The sequence below is a fragment of the Marinobacter shengliensis genome (genome assembly GCF_003007715.1).
GTDB lineage: Bacteria > Pseudomonadota > Gammaproteobacteria > Pseudomonadales > Oleiphilaceae > Marinobacter > Marinobacter shengliensis.
On record NZ_PXNO01000027.1, the window covers coordinates 973,788 to 994,708 of the forward strand.

Genomic DNA, 20,921 nt, shown 5'->3' on the forward strand with positions numbered 1-20,921 from the left:
TGGGGGGCTTATTCGCCCCGATTGTTACGAGCCGGCTTCTTTGCGCCTGACCTTGCTTTGCGGTCATCGCGCTTTGGCTTGGCGGGCGCAGAGTCGCTGACCTGCCAGGTTCCCTTGCGGGCACGCTGCAGAGACTTTCCGGGACTTTTTCGTCGCCTGCGATCGTGAGCCGCCTGCTCACCGGGGGTCTTTTGCGGAATATCCACCGCAGACAGCCCGACGGCCTTGCTCAGGGCATCCACACCTTTTTGATCCAGCTCTTCCCATTTGCCCAGGGTAAGACGGCTTGGCAAGAAAATTGGCCCATAGCGCACCCGCTTAAGCCTGCTGACCCGAACGCCCTGAGACTCCCACAGTCGCCTGACTTCCCGGTTTCGCCCTTCCATCAAGGTAACGTGAAACCACTGGTTAATGCCGCTGCCGCCTGCGGGTGCCAGATCAGAGAACTTGGCCATGCCGTCATCCAGTAACACACCTTCCAGCAAACGCTGCTGCATGGCGTCGTCTACCTCACCAAATACCCGCACGGCATATTCCCGGTCAATCTGGCTCGACGGGTGCATCAACCGGTTGGCAAGCTCACCGTCGGTTGTGAACAACACCAGCCCGGTGGTATTGATATCCAGCCGCCCGATGGCGATCCAGCGCTGGTCTTTCAGGCGTGGCAAGCGGTCAAATACCGTTGGCCTGCCTTCCGGATCTTTCCGGGTGGTGACTTCGCCCTCGGGCTTGTTGTAGATCAGCACCCTGCGAACCACCTGGGCGGCGGCTGACACATCCAGCTGCTTTCCATCCAGCTCAAAACGGTCGTCCGTAGTGGCTTTCTGGCCTGGCTCCGCCGGCTGGCCGTTAACCTGTAACCGCCCGGATTCCATCCACCCTTCAATCTCCCGGCGAGACCCAACACCCGCTCTTGCGAGCAGTTTCTGAATGCGTTCAGGGCCCGCCGTCAGAGCCTTATCGCCCTGAGATGCTCGGGTTCTGGAACCTGGTTTTCCAGGGCCTTGTTTTCCGGGGCTAGATGCCGCCATGTAATACGTCCTTACCGATTAACCGATGTCTTTTGACATCAGTGAAGTGTCTGTTCCGATTCAGCAGCCTGGTTGCCTCCGGGTTGTCCGGGGTCGTCACTGCTGCCATTTTGGGATGATTCAAACTGAATCTCCCCCTGTATGTTTCGTTCGATCTCCCGGCCAATTTCCTCGAGATCACGAACCTCAGACAGCGGCGGCAACTCATCCAGCCCTGTCAGGTTAAAATAATCCAGAAACTGTCGGGTGGTGGCGTACATTGCAGGGCGACCCGGCACGTCACGATGGCCAACAACCCTTACCCACTCTCGCTCAAGCAGGGTACGAATGATATTGCTGCTTACCGTAACACCGCGAATATCTTCAATTTCACCCCGGGTGATTGGCTGCCGATAGGCAATCAGGGCCAGGGTTTCGAGCAGTGCCCGGGAATACCGCTGGGGTTTTTCCTCGAACAAGCGACCAACCCAGGGTGCCAGCTCTTCCCTCACCTGCAGTCGATAACCGCTGGCCACCTTTTTCAGCTCGAAGCCTCGTCCCTCGCAAGCTTTGTCCAGCTGCACCAGCACGTGCTCCATCACCTGGCGGGATGGCCGCTCGTCTTCCACAAACAATTCTCTGAGCTGTTCCAGCGACAGGGGCTTTCCAGCCGCCAGCAGGGCGGCTTCGGCAATCGCCTGAACACGCGCAAGATGGTCTTCGTTCATAATCTGGCCTTCACCTAGCTGGCAGCCCGGGCACGCACGTGAATCGGGCCCAGCACCTCTGCCTGTACAATTTCAATCAGCTGCTCTTTCACCAGTTCGAGCGTTGCGAGGAACGTCACCACCACACCCAGCCGCCCTTCCTCAATGGTAAACAGGCTTTCAAACGTGACAAACCGGTCGCCCTGAAGCACTGAGAGAATGTGGGACATTCGCTCGCGGGTCGACAGCCGCTCTTTCTCAACATGGTGACTGGTGAATAGATCTGCCCGTTTCAGAACGCCATGCAAAGCCAACAAAAGCTCCCGCATATCCACTTCCGGGTGGGGCTGAGACGAAGGCAGCTTCGGCAAGGCGGCTGACGCTGCAAAAATGTCACGCTCCATACGCGGCATTTCATCGATATCTTCGGCAGCCTTCTTGAACCGCTCGTACTGCTGCAACCGGCGAATCAGCTCCGCCCTGGGGTCCAGTTCCTCGTCATCGTCGGTTTCATGGCGGGGAAGCAGCATTCGGGATTTTATCTCTGCCAGCGTGGCCGCCATCACCAGGTATTCGGCCGCCAGTTCAAAGCGCATGGCTTCAACTGCGCCGATGTAGTCCATGTACTGGCGGGTAATTTCACTCACGTCAATATCAAGGATGTTCATGTTTTGCCGGCGTATCAGATACAACAGCAAATCAAGGGGACCCTCAAAAGCCTCCAGAAACACCGCCAGGGCATCGGGAGGAATGTAGAGATCCTTGGGGATATCCACCAACGGCTTGCCGGAAACCAGAGCCAGAGGCACCTGCGCGCCGGCCTCAGCCGGGGCGTGTGTCAACTCGTCAGTCTCGTCGGTCATGGCCTCTCCAGCCGTTGGCATTGGCGACAGGGTAAACTCAGCGGTAGCTGAGGCCCATTGCAGTGCGTACTTCTTCCAGGGTATCGCGAGCCGCATCCCGCGCGTGTTCGCGGCCTTCTTCCAGAATGGACCGAACCACATCCGGGTTTTTCTCATAATCCCGGGCCCGCTCGTGAAGCGGCCGCTGCTCTTCAATCACTGCATCGATCAACGGCTTTTTGCAATCCAGGCAACCAATGCCTGCGCTGCGACAGCCTTGTTGCACCCATTCGCAGGTCTCGGCATCTGAGTACACTTTGTGCATACTCCAGACCGGACATTTCTCCGGGTCACCCGGGTCGGTCCGGCGCACCCGCTGCGGGTCTGTCTGCATGGTGCGGATTTTCTGGGAAACGCTGTCTGGCTCTTCCCGCAGGCCGATGTAGTTGTTGTAGGACTTGGACATCTTCTGGCCATCCAGCCCCGGCATTTTCGATTCCGGCGTCAACAACGGCTGGGGCTCTGGCAGGATTACCTTGCCGCCACCTTCGATATAGCCGTACAACCGCTCCCGGTCGCCCAGGGAAATGTTCTGCTGTTCTTTCAACAGCGCCCGTGCGGTTTCCAGGGCCTCCATGTTGCCCTCTTCCTGATAGCGCTTCTTCAGGTTGCGGTAGAGTTTGGCGTTTTTCTTGCCCATTTTGACAATGGCCGCCTCGGCCTGCTCTTCAAAGCCCGGCTCGCGACCATAGATGTGATTGAAACGGCGGGCGATTTCCCGGGTAATTTCCACATGGGACACCTGATCGGCACCCACCGGCACCTTGCCGGCCCGATACATCAGGATATCCGCGCTCTGAAGCAACGGATAGCCGAGAAACCCGTAAGTTGCCAGGTCTTTCTCCCGCAGCTTTTCCTGCTGATCCTTGTAGGTGGGAATACGCTCCAGCCAGCCCAGCGGCGTAATCATCGAGAGCAACAGGTGCAGTTCCGCATGTTCTGGCACCTGAGACTGAATGAACATAGTCGACGACCCCGGGTTAACACCCGCGGCCAACCAGTCGATAACCATGTCCCACACGCTTTGCTGAATACCGGAGGTGTCGTCGTATTGTGTGGTCAGGGCATGCCAGTCTGCCACGAAGAAGAAGCACTCATACTCGTGCTGGAGTTTCACCCAGTTTTTCAGCACACCGTGATAGTGGCCGAGGTGAAGCTTGCCGGTCGGTCGCATACCGGACAAAACCCTTTGCTGGGAATCTACAGAACTCAAAGCACGAACTCCTTATTTCTGTTTATTAGGCGCCTGGTTTCACCACCGGAGGTGGCTCGGAAAATCAGGCTGACCGGGCATTATAGTCTTTACACCTCGCTGCGTTAAGCAAAGCGATATAAAACACCGGCGCCATAACGCAAAACCCCCGGAATTCTCGCGAACCCGGGGGTTTTGGTGAAGGTTATGGCGGGCTTACCAGCCAGTCACTTCCTTCAGGGCCTTGCCGATTTCGGCCAGGCTGCGCACGGTTTTGACACCGGCATCTTCCAGGGCGGCAAACTTCTCGTCTGCGGTACCCTTACCACCAGAAATGATGGCGCCAGCATGGCCCATACGCTTGCCGGGAGGTGCAGTGACACCGGCAATGTAGGAAACCACAGGCTTGGTGACGTTCTCTTTGATGAACGCAGCCGCTTCTTCCTCGGCGGTACCACCGATTTCGCCGATCATCACGATGGCTTCGGTTTCCGGATCTTCCTGCAGCAGCTTCAGAATGTCGATGAAGTTGGAGCCAGGAATCGGGTCACCGCCAATACCGATACAGGTGGACTGACCGTAGCCGAAGTCAGTGGTCTGCTTGACCGCTTCGTAGGTCAGGGTGCCGGAACGGGATACGATACCAACCTTACCCTTCTTGTGGATATGGCCAGGCATAATGCCGATCTTGCACTCGTCCGGAGTGATCACACCCGGGCAGTTTGGTCCGATCATGCGAACGCCTTTACGGTCAACGTATTCTTTGGCGTAGAGCATGTCGATGGTCGGGATACCTTCAGTGATACAAACGATCAGCTGAATGCCGGCATCGGCCGCTTCGATGATGGCGTCTTTACAGAACGGAGCCGGAACATAGATGACGGTCGCTTCTGCACCTGTCTTCTCTACCGCTTCACGTACAGTGTTGAACACCGGCAGACCCAGATGCTCAGTGCCGCCCTTACCGGGGCTGACACCACCGACCATCTTGGTACCGTAGGCAATGGCCTGCTCAGAGTGGAAGGTACCCTGTGCGCCGGTAAAGCCCTGGCAGATAACCTTGGTGTCTTTGTTGATCAGGATGCTCATTATTTACCCCCTGCGGCTTTAACGACTTGCTCTGCGGCGTCCGCCAGACTGGTAGCGGCGATGATGTTCAGACCGCTGTCCTTGAGCACCTTGGTGCCCAGTTCGGCATTGTTGCCTTCGAGACGAACCACAACCGGCACTTTAACGCCCACTTCCTTGACCGCACCGATGATGCCTTCAGCAATCATGTCGCAACGCACAATGCCACCGAAGATGTTGACCAGAACGGCCTGCACAGCGTCGTCAGACAGGATGATCTTGAACGCTTCGGAAACGCGCTCTTTGGTAGCGCCGCCGCCCACGTCCAGGAAGTTAGCGGGCTGGCCGCCGGACAGCTTGATGATGTCCATGGTGCCCATGGCCAGGCCCGCACCGTTAACCATACAACCAATGTTGCCTTCCAGCGCTACGTAGTTCAGCTCCCACTTGGCCGCTTCCGCCTCGCGAGCGTCTTCCTGGGAGGGATCACGCATTTCGTGGATTTTCTTCTGACGGTAAAGCGCGTTGCCGTCGATGCCGATCTTGGCGTCCAGACAGTGCAGGTCGCCGGCCGGTGTGATCACCAGCGGGTTGATCTCTACCAGTGCCAGATCGCGCTCTTCAAACAGCTTGGCGAGGCCCAGGAAGATCTTGGTGAACTGACCAATCTGCTTGCCTTCCAGACCCAGTTTGAAAGCCAGTTCCCGACCCTGGTACGGCTGAGCGCCTACCAGAGGATCGATTTCGGCTTTCAGGATCTTCTCGGGAGTCTCTTCAGCAACCTTCTCGATTTCAACGCCACCCTCGGTGGAGGCCATGAAAACGATACGGCGGGTGCCACGGTCAACGACCGCACCCAGATACAGTTCCTGATCGATGTCAGTCAGGGATTCAACCAGAATCTTGCTTACCGGCTGGCCATTCTCGTCAGTCTGGTAGGTTACCAGGTTCTGGCCCAACCACTTCTGGGCAAACTCACGGATGTCTTCCTTGTTCTTGACCAGCTTTACACCGCCGGCCTTACCGCGGCCACCGGCGTGAACCTGAGCCTTAACAACCCATGCGTCACCGCCGATTTCAGTGGCAGCGTCGACAGCTTCTTGAGGCGTATCGCAGGCAATGCCCTGAGATACTGGCAGGCCATACTCAGCGAAAAGCTGCTTGCCCTGATATTCATGCAAATTCATAGTTAATGTCCCGTCTATTGATGGAGGATAACCACGTACGGAAATGAACCCGCTGGCACACCGCCCTTGGCATACCAATCGCGAATTCGTTCTGGCGGGCAAGGGATCGCCTGAACCCGCCGGTTACGCACACAGAAAGCTGCCTTTATGATGGCAGCGGGGCGCCGACATTGGCGCCCCGATTCCGGTGTTGCGTTACTTCTTCTTGCGACGGTTGGCGACGTGAATCGCACCGCCAGCAACAGCCAGGGCCGCCTCGTGCACTGACTCTGACAGAGTCGGATGCGCAAAGCAGGTCAGGGCCAGATCTTCTGCACTGGAACCGAATTCCATGGCAATGACGCCCTGGGCAACGATTTCAGACGCCTGAGGACCAACAACGTGAAAGCCCAGGATACGATCCGTCTTCGCGTCTGCGATGATCTTGACCATACCGGCGGCCGCATTCGCCGCCATGGCTCGGCCGTTGGCGGCAAACGGGAAGCTGCCTACGTTGTATTCTTCACCTTCGGCCTTCAGTTGCTCTTCGGTCTTGCCGACCCAAGCCACTTCCGGGAAGGTGTAGATCACGTTAGGGATGCAATCGTAGTTCACCTGCGGCTTATGACCGGCAATGCGTTCGGCAACCATCACGCCCTCTTCAGACGCTTTGTGTGCCAGCATCGGGCCACGAACGATGTCACCTACCGCCCAGACACCCGGCGCTTCGGTTTTGCAGTTGTCGTCCACAAAAATGAAGCCGCGCTCGTCCATGGTCACGCCGGAATCCTCGGCCAGGGCGCCGTCGGTGTACGGGCGACGGCCAACGGCAACGATCAGCTTGTCGAACTTCGCTTCCTGCTTGCCCTTGGAATCTTCGTAGCTGACGTTCACCAGCTTGCGCTTGACCTCAGCACCGGTCATGCGGGCACCGGTGATGATGTTCAGCCCCTGCTTCTTGAACTGCTTGAGCGCATCCTTGGCGACCTGCTGGTCCACCGCCGGGAGGAAGCTGTCCTGAGCTTCAAGGACAGTCACTTCTGAACCCAGGCGGGCCCAAACGCTGCCAAGCTCAAGACCAATCACACCGGCACCAATAACGCCAAGGCGCTTGGGTACTTCAGTGAACTCCAGCGCGCCCTCGGAATCGACGATATACTCGCCGTCAAACGGTGCAGGCGGAATCTCGATCGGCTTGGAACCCGTCGCCAGAATAACGTTGTCGGCTTCGTAGGTCTTGGTCTTGCCGTCTTTGTCGGTAACTTCCACCTTGCGACCAGCCAGTAGCTTGCCGTGACCGTGAATGGAAGTCACGCCGTTAGCCTTGAACAGGCCGGCAATACCGCCAGTCAGTTGCTGCACGATGCCGGACTTGCGCTCCATCATCTTCGCCACATCGATATCAACACCCTTGGTCATGATACCCATGGACTCATAATCGTGGCTGGCTTCCTCAAATTTGTGAGTCACCTCAAGCAGTGCTTTGGACGGAATACAGCCCACGTTCAGGCAGGTGCCGCCCAGAACCTGGCTTTTACCGTCTTTGCTTGTCCAGGACTCCACACAGGCCGTTTTCAGGCCAAGCTGGGCCGCCTTGATAGCTGCAACGTAACCGCCGGGGCCGGCACCAATGACAATAACATCGAACTTATCGGACATAATCTTTCCTGTTATCGAATTCGTTGAGTGTCAGCTTACACGTCCAGCAGGATACGGGCCGGGTCTTCCAGCATTTCCTTGATCGCAACCAGGAACTGCACCGCTTCCTTACCGTCGATCATACGATGATCGTATGACAGCGCCAGGTACATCATCGGCAGGATCTCGACCTTGCCATTCACCGCCATCGGGCGCTCCTGGATCTTGTGCATGCCCAGAATAGCGGTCTGCGGCGGATTCAGGATCGGCGTGGAGATCAGTGAACCGAAGATACCACCGTTGGTGATGGTGAAGGTGCCGCCAGTCATGTCTTCGATGGCCAGCTTGCCTTCCTTCGCCTTGGTACCGTACTCGACAATCTTCTTCTCGATATCAGCCAGGCCCATGGCGTCGGAATCACGAAGTACCGGAACCACCAGGCCGCGATCCGTGGATACGGCAACACCAATATCCTGATAACCGTGGTACACCATGTCGTTGCCGTCGATCGAGGCATTGACCGCCGGGAAGCGCTTGAGGGCTTCGGTGGCCGCCTTGGTGAAGAACGACATGAAGCCCAGCTTGATGCCGTGGCGCTTCACAAAGCTGTCCTGGTACTGCTTGCGCAGCTCCATGATGGGCGCCATGTTCACTTCGTTGAACGTGGTCAGCATGGCCGCTGTCTGCTGGGCATCCACCAGACGCTTGGCAATACTGGCGCGCAGGCGAGTCATCGGAACACGCTTCTCCGGACGCTCACCCTGGGCAACATTTACCTCAGGCATGGCTGCCGGCTTGGCAGCGGCACCACCGGAGGACTTGCTGCTGTCCACAAAGTTCTGCACGTCTTCTTTCGTCACACGGCCGTCTTTGCCAGTGCCCTTGACGGAGGCCGGGTCAACGTTATTTTCTTCGGCCAGCTTACGGGCAGCCGGGCTCAGGATGGCGTCGCCGGAAGTTGCAGCCGGGGCTTCTTCTTTCGGCGCCTCAGCCTTGGCTTCAGGCTTGCTCTCTGCCGGCTTGGATTCACCCGCAGCGCCTTCCTTGAATTTGCCGATCACCTCACCGCTTTCGCAGGTGTCGCCTTCGCCCTTGAGAATTTCTTCGATCACACCATCAGCAGGCGCAACCACTTCGAGCACAACCTTGTCGGTCTCGATATCGACAATCAGCTCGTCACGGGAGCATGCCTCACCGGGCTGCTTGTGCCAGGTCGCGACGGTGCCTTCGGCGACCGACTCAGGGAAAACGGGGGCTTTAATCTCTGTTGACATTACGGATCCTTAGTTCGGTAGCTCGTCAGATTTCAAACGCGTCGTTAACCAGTTTCTTTTGCTCTTCGATGTGAACAGACATGTGTCCACAGGCAGGAGCAGCAGAAGCCTCACGACCGGCATACTGAAGGTATAACTTGGGGTTCAGGCGCTGCAGCGCGTTACGCATATGATGCTGACTGCAGTACCAGGCACCCTGGTTCATCGGCTCTTCCTGACACCACACCACATGCTTGAGCTTGGGGTGCTGGGCCAGGAGCTCGTCCAGATCATCTCCGGGGAACGGGTACAGCTGCTCAATCCGGACAATGGCGACGTCGTCTCGTTCATCCGCCTTTTTCTTCTCCAGAAGGTCATAATAGACCTTGCCGCTGCACATAATCAGTCGGGACACCTTCTTGGGATCAGAAGGCTCCTTCTCGGGCAGAACGGTCTGGAAGGTACCGGAGGTCAGATCATCGAGGCCGGAAATGGCTTCTTTATGACGCAACAGGCTCTTGGGGGTGATAGCCACAAGCGGCTTACGCAGCGGGCGCTTGACCTGCCGACGAAGCATGTGGAATACCTGGGATGGCGTAGTGGGCACGCACACCTGGATGTTGTGCTCCGCACACAGCTGCAGGAAGCGCTCCAGACGCGCCGAACTGTGCTCCGGTCCCTGGCCTTCATAACCATGGGGCAGCAGCAGCGTCAGACCACACAAACGGCCCCACTTGTGCTCCCCACTGGTCAGGAACTGATCAATAACCACCTGGGCGCCGTTGGCAAAATCACCGAACTGGGCTTCCCAGACAATCAGTGCGTCCGGCGTGGTAGTGGAATAGCCATATTCGAATGCCATAACCGCTTCTTCGGAAAGCAGCGAGTCATAGATATCGAACTTGGGCTGTTCGTCTTTCAGGTTCTGCAGGGAAATATGGGTAGACCCGTCTTTCTGGTTATGCAGAACAGCGTGGCGGTGGGAGAAAGTGCCCCGCCCCACGTCCTGACCGGTCAGGCGGATCGGGTGACCTTCATTCAGCAAGGTGGCATAAGCCATCATCTCACCGTAGCCCCAGTTCAGTGAGAGTGCGCCGGCCGTCATCTTCTCGCGATCATTGACGATCTTGGAAACCTGACGCTGAATGCTGAAGCCTTCAGGCACCTCGGTAATCTTCTTGCCCAGTTTCTGGATGGTCTTCAGAGCCACACTGGTCTTGCACTTGGCGGTCCACTCATGACCAAGGTACGGAGCCCAATCCACGTACAGCTCTTTGTTGGGCTCTTTCACCAGCGATTTGACCACGTGATCGCCCTTATCGAGCGCATCGCGGTAGTCGGTTTCCATCTGCTTGGCTTCTTCTTCAGTAATCACGCCAGCTTCAACCAGATGGTCTGCGTACAGATTGCGGGTGGTCTTGAGCTTACGGATCTTTTCATACATGAGCGGCTGGGTAGCAGCCGGCTCATCGGCTTCGTTGTGACCGCGGCGGCGGTAGCACACCAGATCAATGACCACATCCCGCTTGAATTCGTTGCGGTAGTCCATGGCCATCTGGGTAACAAACATCACCGCTTCAGGATCGTCTGCGTTTACGTGCAGAATCGGCGCCTGAACCATTTTGGCGACGTCTGTGCAGTATTCAGTCGAGCGCGCATCTTCCTGCCGGCTAGTGGTAAAACCCACCTGGTTGTTGATCACAATGTGAATGGTACCACCCACGCCGAAGCCCCTGGTCTGGGACATCTGGAAGGTTTCCATCACAACACCCTGACCCGCAAACGCTGCGTCACCGTGCATGACAATCGGCACAACCTTGCTGCCGTCGGTATCGCCACGGCGATCCTGACGGGCGCGTACAGAGCCCACCACTACCGGAGATACAATTTCCAGGTGCGACGGGTTAAACGCCATGGCCAGATGCACTTCGCCACCGGGTGTCATCACGTTGGAAGAGAAACCCTGGTGATATTTCACGTCACCGGAGCCTGAATCCGCGAGCTTCTTGCCCTCAAATTCATCAAACAGTTCTTTCGGGTTTTTGCCGAGAGTATTAACCAGCACGTTGAGGCGGCCACGGTGGGCCATCCCCAGAACAATTTCCTTGGCGCCGTATGAGCCTGCACGCTGGATCAGTTCATCCAGGCATGGAATCAGGCTTTCGCCACCTTCCAGACCAAAGCGTTTTACGCCCGGATAGCGGGAGCCAAGGTACTTTTCCAGGCCCTCGGCAGCTGTCAGACGCTCCAGGATATGCTTGCGGGTCTGAGCTTCGTACTCAGGGCGCGAGCGCACCGGCTCCATACGCTGCTGAAACCAACGCTTGATGCGAGTATCTACCACGTGCATGTACTCAGCACCGATGCTCTCGCAATACGTCTGGCGCAGGCCCTGCACGATGTCGCCGAGCTTCATCGTTTCGGAACCGAAGTTCAGTGAACCGGTCTGGAATTCCAGATCAAGATCCGACTCGCCCAACTCGTGGAAAGACGGCTCAAGATCTTCAACAGACTCACGCTGCCAGACACCCAGAGGGTCAAGCTTGGATTCCTGGTGTCCGCGGAAACGGAACGCATTGATCAGCTGAAGAACACGAATCTGCTTTTTATCGGCATCTGAGGTGGCACTGGCGGGTACGCCACTGCTGGCCAGGAAACGCTGATTGCGGGAGATATGCTCAAACTGTTCGCGGATGGTTGAGTGGACAATGTCGCGGCCATGATAGCCATCAACACTGGGAAGCTTGTCGAAGTAGCTTCGCCACTCTTCAGGAACGGCGTTGGGGTCTGTCAGGTAGGCTTCAAAAAGCTGTTCAACATAGGCCAGATTGCCACCTTGCAGGTGGGAAGTCTGCCATAACTGCTCCATGATGCTTTCGTGCATTTTGAATAGCTCACCTTGGGCTGGTGCGGGGGAGCCGGTATGGTCGGCCAGGGGTAATTCACAGTCAATACGGGTTATTACGGCATGACTTTGGCCACCACACCCAGCAAGGATGTTTTCCGTCCCCAGTGATTTTTTATACTCGGCAACGCTGCCCGGCATCCTGGATAAGTCAACCGAAGCAGCGGGCCTAAGTTTGCACTCCATTAAGACCTTTGACTATAAGCCTTTGGTTGAAGGCCCCGCGTAATGCGAGGCCTTCGGGGTACTAAACTGGTGCCGAAACACCAGTATAGCTGGTGCTACAGAATTTGCGCTCAGGTAGCGCGCTGCAGCAACAGGTTCCGAATGTGGCCAATTGCCTTCGTGGGGTTCAGGCCTTTCGGACAAACACTGACACAGTTCATGATACCCCGACAGCGGAAGACGCTGAACGGGTCATCCAGATTGGCCAAACGCTCCGCCTGTGCGGTATCACGACTATCCGCGAGGAAGCGGTAGGCCTGAAGCAGGCCTGCCGGGCCGATGAACTTGTCCGGATTCCACCAGAACGATGGGCAGGACGTGGAACAGCAGGCACAGAGAATACACTCGTACAGGCCGTCCAGCTTCTCACGATCTTCCGGAGACTGCAGGCGTTCAATGGCGGGTGCCGGGGTGTCATTCACCAGGTACGGCATCACCTTTTCATATTGCTTGTAGAACAGGCTCATGTCGACCACCAGGTCCCGGATCACCGGCAAACCAGGCAGCGGGCGCAGAACCAGCTTGTTATTCTTGACCACATCCGACACCGGAGTGATACAAGCCAGGCCGTTCTTGCCATTCATGTTCATACCATCAGAGCCACAGACACCTTCCCGACAGGAACGGCGATAGCTCATGGAAGGATCCCTCTCCTTCACCAGGTTCAGAACATCAAGGACCATCAGGTCTTTACCTTCCGGAATCTCAACCTCTACATCCTGCATGTAAGGGGCATTATCGGTTTCCGGATTGTAGCGATACAGGCTTACCAACATTTTCAGGATACCCCCTTAGTAGGTCCGGACTTTCGGCTGGAAAGTCGGAACCGTTTTCGGTGCAAAGTTCACGTCACGCTTGCCAACACGCTTGTCCAGCGGGAAGTACATGGAGTGCTTGAGCCAGTTCTCGTCGTCACGCTCAGTGAAGTCGTTACGGGCGTGGGCACCGCGACTTTCCTTACGCTCGATCGCAGACTTGGCGGTGGCGTATGCAACTTCGTACAGGTTATCCAGCTCGAGCGCTTCAATACGCGCGGTGTTGAATGCCTTGCTGGTATCGGCCAACTTGGTTTTGCGTACACGCTCGCCGATTTCTTCCAACAGCTTGATACCCTTCTCCATGCTGTCGCCATCGCGGAACACGCCGAAGTAGAGCTGCATGCAGTTCTGCAGATCCTTACGGACCTTAGCCACATCTTCGCCTTCAGAAGCACTATCCAGACGCTCCAGACGGGCCATGGCGCGTTTGATGTCTTCTTCGCTGGCACCATCAACCTCGAAACCGCCGCGCAGCTGCTCTTCAATGTGCAGGCCAGCCGCACGACCGAAGACCACCAGATCCAGCAGGGAGTTACCACCCAGACGGTTGGCGCCGTGTACCGATACACAGGCAGCCTCACCGCAGGCAAACAGGCCGGGAATCGGTTTATCGTTGCCGTTTTCGTCCTGAGTCAGTGCCTGACCACCCACGTTGGTGGGAACACCACCCATCATGTAGTGACAGGTCGGAACGACCGGGATCGGCTCTTTCACCGGATCAACGTGCGCAAAGGTACGGGACAGTTCGCAAATGCCCGGCAGGCGCAGGTTCAGGGTTTCTTCGCCCAGGTGATCCAGCTTCAGCAATACGTGATCCTTCTCGGGACCACAACCACGGCCTTCCAGGATTTCCAGAACCATGGAACGCGCGACCACGTCACGGCCAGCAAGATCCTTTGCGTTCGGAGCATAACGCTCCATGAAACGCTCACCCTCAGAATTGATCAGGTAACCGCCCTCACCCCGACAACCTTCAGTAACCAGGGTGCCAGCACCGTGGATACCGGTTGGGTGGAACTGCCACATTTCCATATCCTGCACTGGGAAGCCGGCTCGCAGCGCCATGCCAATGCCGTCACCGGTATTGATCATCGCATTGGTGGTGGAGGCATAAATGCGACCAGCACCGCCAGTGGCAAGGACAGTAGCCTTGGATTTGATGTACGCCACTTCACCGGTTTCGATCTCGATGGCTACGACACCAACCACTTCATCCTTGCTGTTCTTGACCAGATCAACCGCATACCACTCATTAAGGAAGGTGGTACCGCCCTTCAGGTTGGCCTGATAAAGAGTGTGCAGCAAGGCGTGACCGGTACGGTCCGCAGCAGCACAGGTACGAGCGGCCTGGGTGGGGTTATCCGGACCCTTGGACTGTCCACCGAACGGACGCTGGTAGATACGGCCCTGCTCGGTACGGGAGAACGGAAGGCCCATGTGCTCCAGCTCGAATACTGCCTGGGGGCCCACAGAACACATGTATTCGATGGCGTCCTGGTCACCGATATAGTCGGAACCCTTGACGGTATCGTACATGTGCCAGCGCCAGTCATCGTTGGGATCGGCACTTGCGATCGCACAGGTAATCCCACCCTGGGCGGATACAGTGTGCGAGCGAGTCGGGAATACTTTCGTAATACACGCAGTTTTGACGCCGGTCTCGGTCAACTGCAGGGCGGCTCGCATACCGGCACCGCCGCCACCGATAACAATCGCGTCGTAAGACATGGTCTTGATGTTAGCCATCGATTAAAGCCCCCAAAGAATCTGAATGCCCCAGATCAGGTACACAAACATGGTCAGACCGCACAGCGCCTGCACAAGGAAACGGGGCGCCATGGATTTGAGATAATCAGTCGTCACAGTCCAGAGACCAACCCATGCATGGGCACCCAGGGAAAGCAGTGCCAACAGGGTAAAAATACGGAACCAGGTCTGGTCGAACAGCGCGCTCCAGGTTTCATAGTTGATGTCTGTCATCACCATGAAGCCCAGAAGAAACACTGTGTAAATAGCCAGTACGTAGGCAGTGACACGCTGGATCAGCCAATCAAAAACGCCACTGCGGCCGAGGTTAGTTACGCTGCTTACCATACCCAGACTCCTGCCAGAATGATGAGAACAATGGAAACCACAACAGTGATCTTCGCGGCGAGGCGACCGCTCTCAAGCTCTTCTGCAATACCCATATCCATCAGCAGGTGTTTAATGCCCGCAACCAGGTGGTACAACAGAGCAGACAGGATGCCCCAGATAATCAGCTTCGCCAGGAAGCTGTCCAGCAGTTCGCTCACCCGGGCGAAACCATCTTCTCCGGACAGGGAGAGATCCAGGCCGTACAACAGGAAGGCAACACCAACGAAAATGATGATGCCGCTGATGCGATGCAGGATCGACGTGATGGCAGGCAGCGGGAAATGGAACTTGCCGAGATCGAGATTTACTGGTCGTTTGCTATTCACAGCGCTCTCACACTCTCTCTTGGTTCCGCAGGGCCGAAAACCGGCTGCGGATGGTTGGTATGTTGGGATCGGAGGATCGATACGAGACCGATAACCGATTGGTTCAGGAGGGCGGATGGTAACCCGGTAGCTTGCTATGCTGAAGCGTACATTGAGGTTCATCCCCGATTCCGGGCTACGGATTATAAGGAGACACCCCGGTAATTACAAACTTGCAACAACGCCCAAAGCCTTGGCCACAGGCGCCCCACACCCTCTATAAGCATTATTGACAAATTCAATTTCACCCGTTTGGCACCGTTATTCCGGATATCCCTCATTTACACGGGAAATTTAAATTGCCGCTTTTCGAGACTTGTGCATTGACAAAAAAGGCTGACGCCCTATATTTTGCCGCCAGTTTTGCGATAATACGCGCTTTCTGGCGCATCTACATATGCAGAAAAGCTGTTACAGCTAATCAAACAGGAGAGCACCATGACCGACAGGAAAGCCACGCTCTCGGTGGGAGATAAGTCCATTGAGCTACCGGTTTATTCCGGCACCGTCGGCCCTGACGTTATCGACGTACGCGGCCTAGTCCAGGAAGGCGTTTTTACCTACGATCCGGGTTTTGTATCCACTGCAGCCTGCGAATCCGCCATCACCTACATTGATGGCGCCAAAGGTGTATTGCTGCACCGCGGTTACCCGATTGACCAGCTGGCCGAGCAATCTGACTTCCTTGAAGTGTGCTACCTGCTCCTGAACGGCGAGCTGCCCAGCGAAGACGAAAACAAGCGCTTCCACGACACCATCAAAAACCACACCATGCTGCACGACCAGATGCGCAACTTCTTCAACGGCTTCCGCCGTGACGCGCATCCGATGGCTATCATGTGTGGCGTTGTTGGCGCCCTGTCTGCGTTCTACCACGACCAGATGGACGTAACCGACCCCAAACAGCGTGAAGTAACAGCTCATCGCCTGATTGCCAAGATGCCAACCATCGCGGCCTGGTGCTACAAGTATTCCGTTGGTCAGCCATTCATGTATCCGCGTAACGATCTCTCTTACGCTGAAAATTTCCTGCACATGATGTTTGGCACACCGTGTGAAGAGTACAAGCCGAACCCGGTTCTTGCCAACGCAATGGACAAGATCTTCATTCTGCACGCCGATCACGAGCAGAATGCCTCTACCTCCACCGTCCGCCTGGCCGGCTCTACCGGTGCTAACCCCTATGCCTGTATCGCTTCCGGTATCGCAGCACTCTGGGGGCCCGCACACGGTGGCGCAAACGAGGCGGTTCTGGACATGCTGGCTGAAATCGGTGACGAGTCCAACATTGAGACGTTCATCGCCAAGGCCAAGGATAAAGATGATCCTTTCCGCCTGATGGGCTTTGGCCACCGCGTGTACAAGAACTTCGACCCGCGCGCCAAGGTTATGGCACAAACCGCTCACGAAGTGCTGAGCGAACTGGGTCTGGAGAACGACCCACTGCTGAAGATCGCCCAGCGCCTTGAAAAGATCGCCCTGGAAGATGAGTACTTTGTAAAGCGCCAGCTTTACCCGAACGTCGACTTCTACTCCGGCATCATCCTGAAGGCCATCGGTATTCCAACGTCCATGTTTACCGTTATCTTCGCGATGTCCCGCACCATTGGCTGGTTCTCACACTGGAACGAGATGGTCAGCGGCAACTACCGCATCGGCCGCCCGCGCCAGCTGTATACCGGCTCGCCAAAGCGCGACTACCCGAAGAAGTAATCCGTTCGGATTGTCCGGAAATGAAAAAAGCCGCTGACCCAGCGGCTTTTTTCGTATCATGGCAATACAAAACTCTCCCAATCCAACGATGACAAGGAGCAGACCATGGCAACCATCGCTTTTATCGGGCTTGGCGTAATGGGCTTTCCGATGGCCGGTCACCTGGCCCGAGCCGGCCATGACGTATCCGTGTGGAACCGCAGTGGCGCAAAGGCTCAGCAATGGGCGAAACAGTACCCAGGAAAAGCCTGCAACAGTATTGCAGAAGCGGTCAAGAATGCCGATGTGGTACTGACCTGCGTTGGCGCCGACAAAGACCTTGAAGAGGTCTACACGGCCCCTGAGGGGATCATCAGCAATACGCCGAGCACCGCTATTCTGGTAGACCACACTACGGCCTCTGCCGGCATTGCCGAGACATTGGCTGAAGCCGCGCAGGCCAAGGGTCAGGGTTTCATTGATGCCCCGGTATCCGGCGGCCAGCAAGGGGCTGACAACGGGCTTTTAACCATTATGTGCGGCGGAAATGATGAAGATTTCCGGAAGGTTCAACCGATACTCCAATGCTATGCCCGGGCACTCAACCTGATGGGCCCGGTGGGTAGCGGCCAGAAAACGAAGATGGTCAATCAGATTGCCATTGCCGGTCTGGTTCAGGGCCTGTCAGAAGCCCTGCACTTTGCCGAACAGGCAGAGCTCGATGTACGCAAAGTGGTTGACGTGATTTCCAAGGGTGCCGCGCAGTCATGGCAGATGGAAAACCGCTCCGGCACCATGATTGACGGCGAATTTGAGCACGGTTTTGCGGTGGACTGGATGCGCAAGGACCTGGCTATCTGCCTGGAAGAAGCCCGCAAAAACGGCTCCAGACTGCCGGTAACGGCGCTGGTGGACCAGTTCTACGGAGATGTGCAGGAGATGGGCGGAAACCGCTGGGATACGTCTTCGCTGATTCAGAGGCTTCGTAAGAAATAATGATTTGCCACGGACACACACGTCCGTGGCAAAAAATCACTTCTTCTTGTCCCTGGGCACCCAGCGGCCGTTTTCGTACCAGGCGGACCAACCGGTGGCTTTGCCATCCTGTTCCGACATCACGTACTGCTCTTTGGACTTCCGGCTATAACGGATCACCGTCGGGTTACCCTCGGGATCCTTCTCCGGGGCGTCCATCAGGTAATCGTATTTCGGATCGATTTCCTTCCGGTGTGGCTTGATTTCCATCACCAGCGGTGGGCGGGTTTCCCGGTTTTTTGGAAACTTGCTGGCAGCCAGGAACAGGCCGGAAGCACCATCACGGAGCACATAAGTGTCATCCACTTTCTGGCACTGAAGCTCCGGCATGGGTACCGGGTCCATTTTGGGCGGGGCCGGCTCGCCGTTCTTGAGTAATTTGCGAGTGTTCTTGCACTCGGTATTGGTGCAACCGAAATACTTGCCAAATCGACCGGTTTTCAGCTGCATTTCCGAGCCACACTTATCGCACTCGAGTGTCGGCCCGTCATAACCCTTGATGCGGAAACTGCCCTCTTCGACTTCATAGCCAGAACAATCCGGATTATTACCGCAAACGTGCAGCTTGCGTTTCTCATCAATCAGGTAGCTGTCCATGGCAGTACCACACTTCGGGCACCGGCGCTTCTTGCGCAGCAAGCGGGTTTCGCCCTCGCCTTCCACATCCTCATCAGCACTGACCACTTCGTCGCCAGAGACCAGATTGATGGTCGTCTTGCAACGCTCCTTGGGCGGCAATGAGTAACCGGAACAGCCAAGGAACACACCGGTGCTGGCCACGCGAATCTGCATATTACGGCCGCAGCTCGGGCAGGATATGTCTGTCTCTGTCGGGGTGTTGGCACGCATGCCGCCATCAGACTTCTCAGCGCTTTCGAGCTGATTGCGGAACTTGGCGTAGAAATCGTTCAGCACTTTCTTCCACTGAACATCACCCTCTGCAATTTCGTCCAGCTCACCTTCAAGACGAGCCGTAAAATCGTAATCCATCAGGTTCGGGAAGGACTCTGCCAGCCGTTCGGTAACAATTTCACCCATTTTCTCGGCATAGAAACGGCGATTCTGAAGCCGAACGTAGCCACGGTCCTGGATGGTAGAGATGATAGAAGCATAGGTGGAAGGCCGGCCAATACCCTGCTTCTCCAGCTCTTTAACCAGGCTGGCTTCGGTATACCTTGGTGAGGGCTTGGTGAAGTGCTGGGTTGGGTCCAGCTTTTTCAGATCCAGCGACTGGTCCACCTTAATATCGGGCAGAGCCACATCTTCATCTTTCTTGGCAGACTGGGGCGCAGCTTTCAGGAAGCCGTCAAACTTGACGATACGACCTCGGGTTCGGAGCTCATAATCGCCATTGGCGACCACAATGGACGTACTCAGGAACTCGGCATCCGCCATCTGGCAAGCAATAAACTGACGCCAGATCAGGTCATAAAGCTTCTCAGCGTCTTTTTCCAGGCCGCTTATATCCGTAGGCCTGCGGGATACGTCAGTAGGACGAATCGCTTCGTGGGCCTCCTGAGCGCCTTCCTTGCTGCCATACAAACGGGGGCTGTCCGGCAAATAGCGATCTCCGAACTGCTTCTGGATAAATTCACGGCAGCCCGTTACCGCATCCTGACTCAGGTTGGTGGAGTCAGTACGCATATAGGTGATAAAACCGGCTTCATAAAGGCGCTGGGCCAGCATCATGGTTTTCTTGACACTGAACCCCATGCGATTGCTCGCCGCCTGCTGGAGCGTGGATGTAATAAACGGCGCCGACGGGCGTGAGCGTGTCGGCTTGTCTTCCCGCTTTGAAACCCTGAAGCCGCCGGATTTCAGGCGATCGACGTGCTCTTTGCTCTGAGCCTCGTTTACCGGGCGATAGGGTTTATCATTGTAACGCGTAACCTCGAACCGCACTGGGTCTGCGGAACCATCTGCGGTCAGATCCGCATGCAGCTGCCAGAACTCTTCCGGTACGAATTTCCGGATTTCCCGCTCCCGCTCAACAATCAACCGAACGGCAACAGACTGCACCCGGCCGGCAGACAGCCCCCGGGCAATCTTTGCCCACAACAGCGGAGACACCATATAACCCACGACACGATCCAGAAACCGGCGCGCCTGCTGGGCATTTACACGGTTGTTATCGAGGTTTCCAGGGTCTTTGAACGCTTCCTGAATGGCTCGCTTGGTAATTTCATTGAACACCACCCGGCGATACTTTTCCGGTTCGCCACCAATGGTCTCCTGAAGGTGCCAGGCAATGGCCTCCCCTTCTCTATCCAAATCCGTTGCGAGGTAGATGTGGTCGGCGGATTTGGCCAATCGCTTGAGCTCGCTGACAACTTTTTCCTTGCCGGGCAGTATCTCGTAGCGGGCGCTCCAGTCGTCATCAGGGTTTACGCCCATGCGGGCAACCAGCTGCTCCCGTGACTTACGCTTCTTGTGCTCGGCTTTTTCTTCCGGGCTCATCTTGCGGGTGGCGGCGGCCTGCTTTGCCCGTTCTTTCGGGTCTGACTGGCTGCCACTACCACTGACAGGCAGGTCACGAATGTGGCCAACACTGGACTTAACGATAAAATCCGAGCCCAGGTACTTGTTGATGGTCTTCGCTTTCGCTGGTGACTCGACAATAACGAGACTTTTACCCATATCGGAGATCTGTATCCTTGGCGATAATTCGGTTAATAGCTGAACAAACCGCAAACTCGCATAAAAATCAGGCAACTGGAAAACACAGAGCTGCCATTGTGTATAGGCTCACTGTTTTACAGGGTCAACAATTGCAAGACAACCCATTCTTTGATTTCAGTCAGCCTTTTTT

16 protein-coding genes are annotated in these 20,921 nt (G+C 56.2%); 2 read left to right on the forward strand and 14 right to left on the reverse strand.

The genetic code is table 11. The annotated features are described in order from the left end of the window. Window positions 1–8: 8 nt before the first annotated feature. The 13 genes from rluB to sdhC form a co-directional block, all read right to left on the reverse strand. Complete coding sequence (gene rluB, locus C7H10_RS17595; RefSeq protein ID WP_106695872.1) at window positions 9–1,031, reverse strand: 23S rRNA pseudouridine(2605) synthase RluB; 1,023 nt, start codon at window positions 1,029–1,031, stop codon at window positions 9–11. Window positions 1,032–1,069: 38 nt separating this feature from the next. Next, window positions 1,070–1,738 carry an SMC-Scp complex subunit ScpB gene (gene scpB / locus C7H10_RS17600; protein ID WP_106695873.1) on the reverse strand — a complete coding sequence of 223 codons (669 nt, stop codon included), beginning with the start codon at window positions 1,736–1,738 and terminating at the stop codon, window positions 1,070–1,072. 14 nt (window positions 1,739–1,752) lie between these two features. Next, window positions 1,753–2,580 carry a segregation and condensation protein A gene (locus tag C7H10_RS17605; RefSeq protein WP_106695874.1) on the reverse strand — a complete coding sequence of 276 codons (828 nt, stop codon included), beginning with the start codon at window positions 2,578–2,580 and terminating at the stop codon, window positions 1,753–1,755. 37 nt (window positions 2,581–2,617) lie between these two features. Next, entirely contained in the window at window positions 2,618–3,832 is a 1,215-nt protein-coding gene (locus C7H10_RS17610; RefSeq protein ID WP_106695875.1) for a tryptophan--tRNA ligase, read from the reverse strand. A 195-nt stretch (window positions 3,833–4,027) separates the two neighbouring features. Next, window positions 4,028–4,900 (reverse strand): succinate--CoA ligase subunit alpha, encoded by an 873-nt coding sequence (gene sucD / locus C7H10_RS17615; RefSeq protein ID WP_011784666.1) that lies wholly within the window; start codon window positions 4,898–4,900, stop codon window positions 4,028–4,030. Further along, window positions 4,900–6,066: an ADP-forming succinate--CoA ligase subunit beta gene (sucC, locus tag C7H10_RS17620; RefSeq protein ID WP_061332180.1), complete on the reverse strand. Its 1,167-nt coding sequence runs from the start codon at window positions 6,064–6,066 to the stop codon at window positions 4,900–4,902. Before sucC ends, sucD begins: the two co-directional genes overlap by 1 nt. 195 nt (window positions 6,067–6,261) lie before the next feature. Further along, the gene (lpdA, locus tag C7H10_RS17625) at window positions 6,262–7,704 is read right to left on the reverse strand and encodes a dihydrolipoyl dehydrogenase (protein ID WP_106695876.1); all 1,443 of its coding nucleotides are present in this window, start codon (window positions 7,702–7,704) and stop codon (window positions 6,262–6,264) included. A 35-nt stretch (window positions 7,705–7,739) separates the two neighbouring features. After that, complete coding sequence (odhB, locus tag C7H10_RS17630; protein WP_072677188.1) at window positions 7,740–8,957, reverse strand: 2-oxoglutarate dehydrogenase complex dihydrolipoyllysine-residue succinyltransferase; 1,218 nt, start codon at window positions 8,955–8,957, stop codon at window positions 7,740–7,742. A gap of 25 nt (window positions 8,958–8,982) precedes the next feature. After that, window positions 8,983–11,820 carry a 2-oxoglutarate dehydrogenase E1 component gene (locus C7H10_RS17635; protein WP_106695877.1) on the reverse strand — a complete coding sequence of 946 codons (2,838 nt, stop codon included), beginning with the start codon at window positions 11,818–11,820 and terminating at the stop codon, window positions 8,983–8,985. A gap of 317 nt (window positions 11,821–12,137) precedes the next feature. Then, complete coding sequence (locus C7H10_RS17640) at window positions 12,138–12,842, reverse strand: succinate dehydrogenase iron-sulfur subunit (protein ID WP_058091183.1); 705 nt, start codon at window positions 12,840–12,842, stop codon at window positions 12,138–12,140. A 15-nt stretch (window positions 12,843–12,857) separates the two neighbouring features. After that, window positions 12,858–14,630: a succinate dehydrogenase flavoprotein subunit gene (gene sdhA / locus C7H10_RS17645; RefSeq protein ID WP_058091184.1), complete on the reverse strand. Its 1,773-nt coding sequence runs from the start codon at window positions 14,628–14,630 to the stop codon at window positions 12,858–12,860. Between the two features lie 3 nt (window positions 14,631–14,633). Next, complete coding sequence (gene sdhD, locus C7H10_RS17650; protein ID WP_061332176.1) at window positions 14,634–14,978, reverse strand: succinate dehydrogenase, hydrophobic membrane anchor protein; 345 nt, start codon at window positions 14,976–14,978, stop codon at window positions 14,634–14,636. Beyond that, on the reverse strand, window positions 14,972–15,346 hold the full coding sequence (gene sdhC / locus C7H10_RS17655; protein WP_058091197.1) for a succinate dehydrogenase, cytochrome b556 subunit: 375 nt from the start codon (window positions 15,344–15,346) through the stop codon (window positions 14,972–14,974). Before sdhC ends, sdhD begins: the two co-directional genes overlap by 7 nt. Before the next feature lie 477 nt (window positions 15,347–15,823). On the opposite strand from sdhC, the gene gltA reads away from it, so the two are divergent. Together gltA and C7H10_RS17665 are read left to right on the forward strand one after the other, a co-directional pair. Continuing rightward, window positions 15,824–17,098: a citrate synthase gene (gene gltA / locus C7H10_RS17660; protein WP_061332175.1), complete on the forward strand. Its 1,275-nt coding sequence runs from the start codon at window positions 15,824–15,826 to the stop codon at window positions 17,096–17,098. A 105-nt stretch (window positions 17,099–17,203) separates the two neighbouring features. Then, window positions 17,204–18,073 (forward strand): NAD(P)-dependent oxidoreductase, encoded by an 870-nt coding sequence (locus tag C7H10_RS17665; RefSeq protein WP_106695878.1) that lies wholly within the window; start codon window positions 17,204–17,206, stop codon window positions 18,071–18,073. A 36-nt stretch (window positions 18,074–18,109) separates the two neighbouring features. On the opposite strand, the gene topA is transcribed toward C7H10_RS17665, so the two are convergent. Beyond that, window positions 18,110–20,749 (reverse strand): type I DNA topoisomerase, encoded by a 2,640-nt coding sequence (topA, locus tag C7H10_RS17670; RefSeq protein WP_106695879.1) that lies wholly within the window; start codon window positions 20,747–20,749, stop codon window positions 18,110–18,112. Window positions 20,750–20,921 lie beyond the last annotated feature (172 nt).

Coding starts and splice junctions, on each gene's coding strand:
- C7H10_RS17665 (WP_106695878.1), top strand. CDS start 17,204: ATGGCAACCATCGCTTTTATCGGGCTTGGCGTAATGGGCTTTCCGATG.
- scpB (WP_106695873.1), bottom strand. CDS start 1,738: ATGAACGAAGACCATCTTGCGCGTGTTCAGGCGATTGCCGAAGCCGCC.
- sdhA (WP_058091184.1), bottom strand. CDS start 14,630: ATGGCTAACATCAAGACCATGTCTTACGACGCGATTGTTATCGGTGGC.
- sdhD (WP_061332176.1), bottom strand. CDS start 14,978: ATGGTAAGCAGCGTAACTAACCTCGGCCGCAGTGGCGTTTTTGATTGG.
- sucC (WP_061332180.1), bottom strand. CDS start 6,066: ATGAATTTGCATGAATATCAGGGCAAGCAGCTTTTCGCTGAGTATGGC.
- rluB (WP_106695872.1), bottom strand. CDS start 1,031: ATGGCGGCATCTAGCCCCGGAAAACAAGGCCCTGGAAAACCAGGTTCC.
- C7H10_RS17605 (WP_106695874.1), bottom strand. CDS start 2,580: ATGACCGACGAGACTGACGAGTTGACACACGCCCCGGCTGAGGCCGGC.
- odhB (WP_072677188.1), bottom strand. CDS start 8,957: ATGTCAACAGAGATTAAAGCCCCCGTTTTCCCTGAGTCGGTCGCCGAA.
- gltA (WP_061332175.1), top strand. CDS start 15,824: ATGACCGACAGGAAAGCCACGCTCTCGGTGGGAGATAAGTCCATTGAG.
- sucD (WP_011784666.1), bottom strand. CDS start 4,900: ATGAGCATCCTGATCAACAAAGACACCAAGGTTATCTGCCAGGGCTTT.
- topA (WP_106695879.1), bottom strand. CDS start 20,749: ATGGGTAAAAGTCTCGTTATTGTCGAGTCACCAGCGAAAGCGAAGACC.
- C7H10_RS17640 (WP_058091183.1), bottom strand. CDS start 12,842: ATGTTGGTAAGCCTGTATCGCTACAATCCGGAAACCGATAATGCCCCT.
- lpdA (WP_106695876.1), bottom strand. CDS start 7,704: ATGTCCGATAAGTTCGATGTTATTGTCATTGGTGCCGGCCCCGGCGGT.
- C7H10_RS17635 (WP_106695877.1), bottom strand. CDS start 11,820: ATGCACGAAAGCATCATGGAGCAGTTATGGCAGACTTCCCACCTGCAA.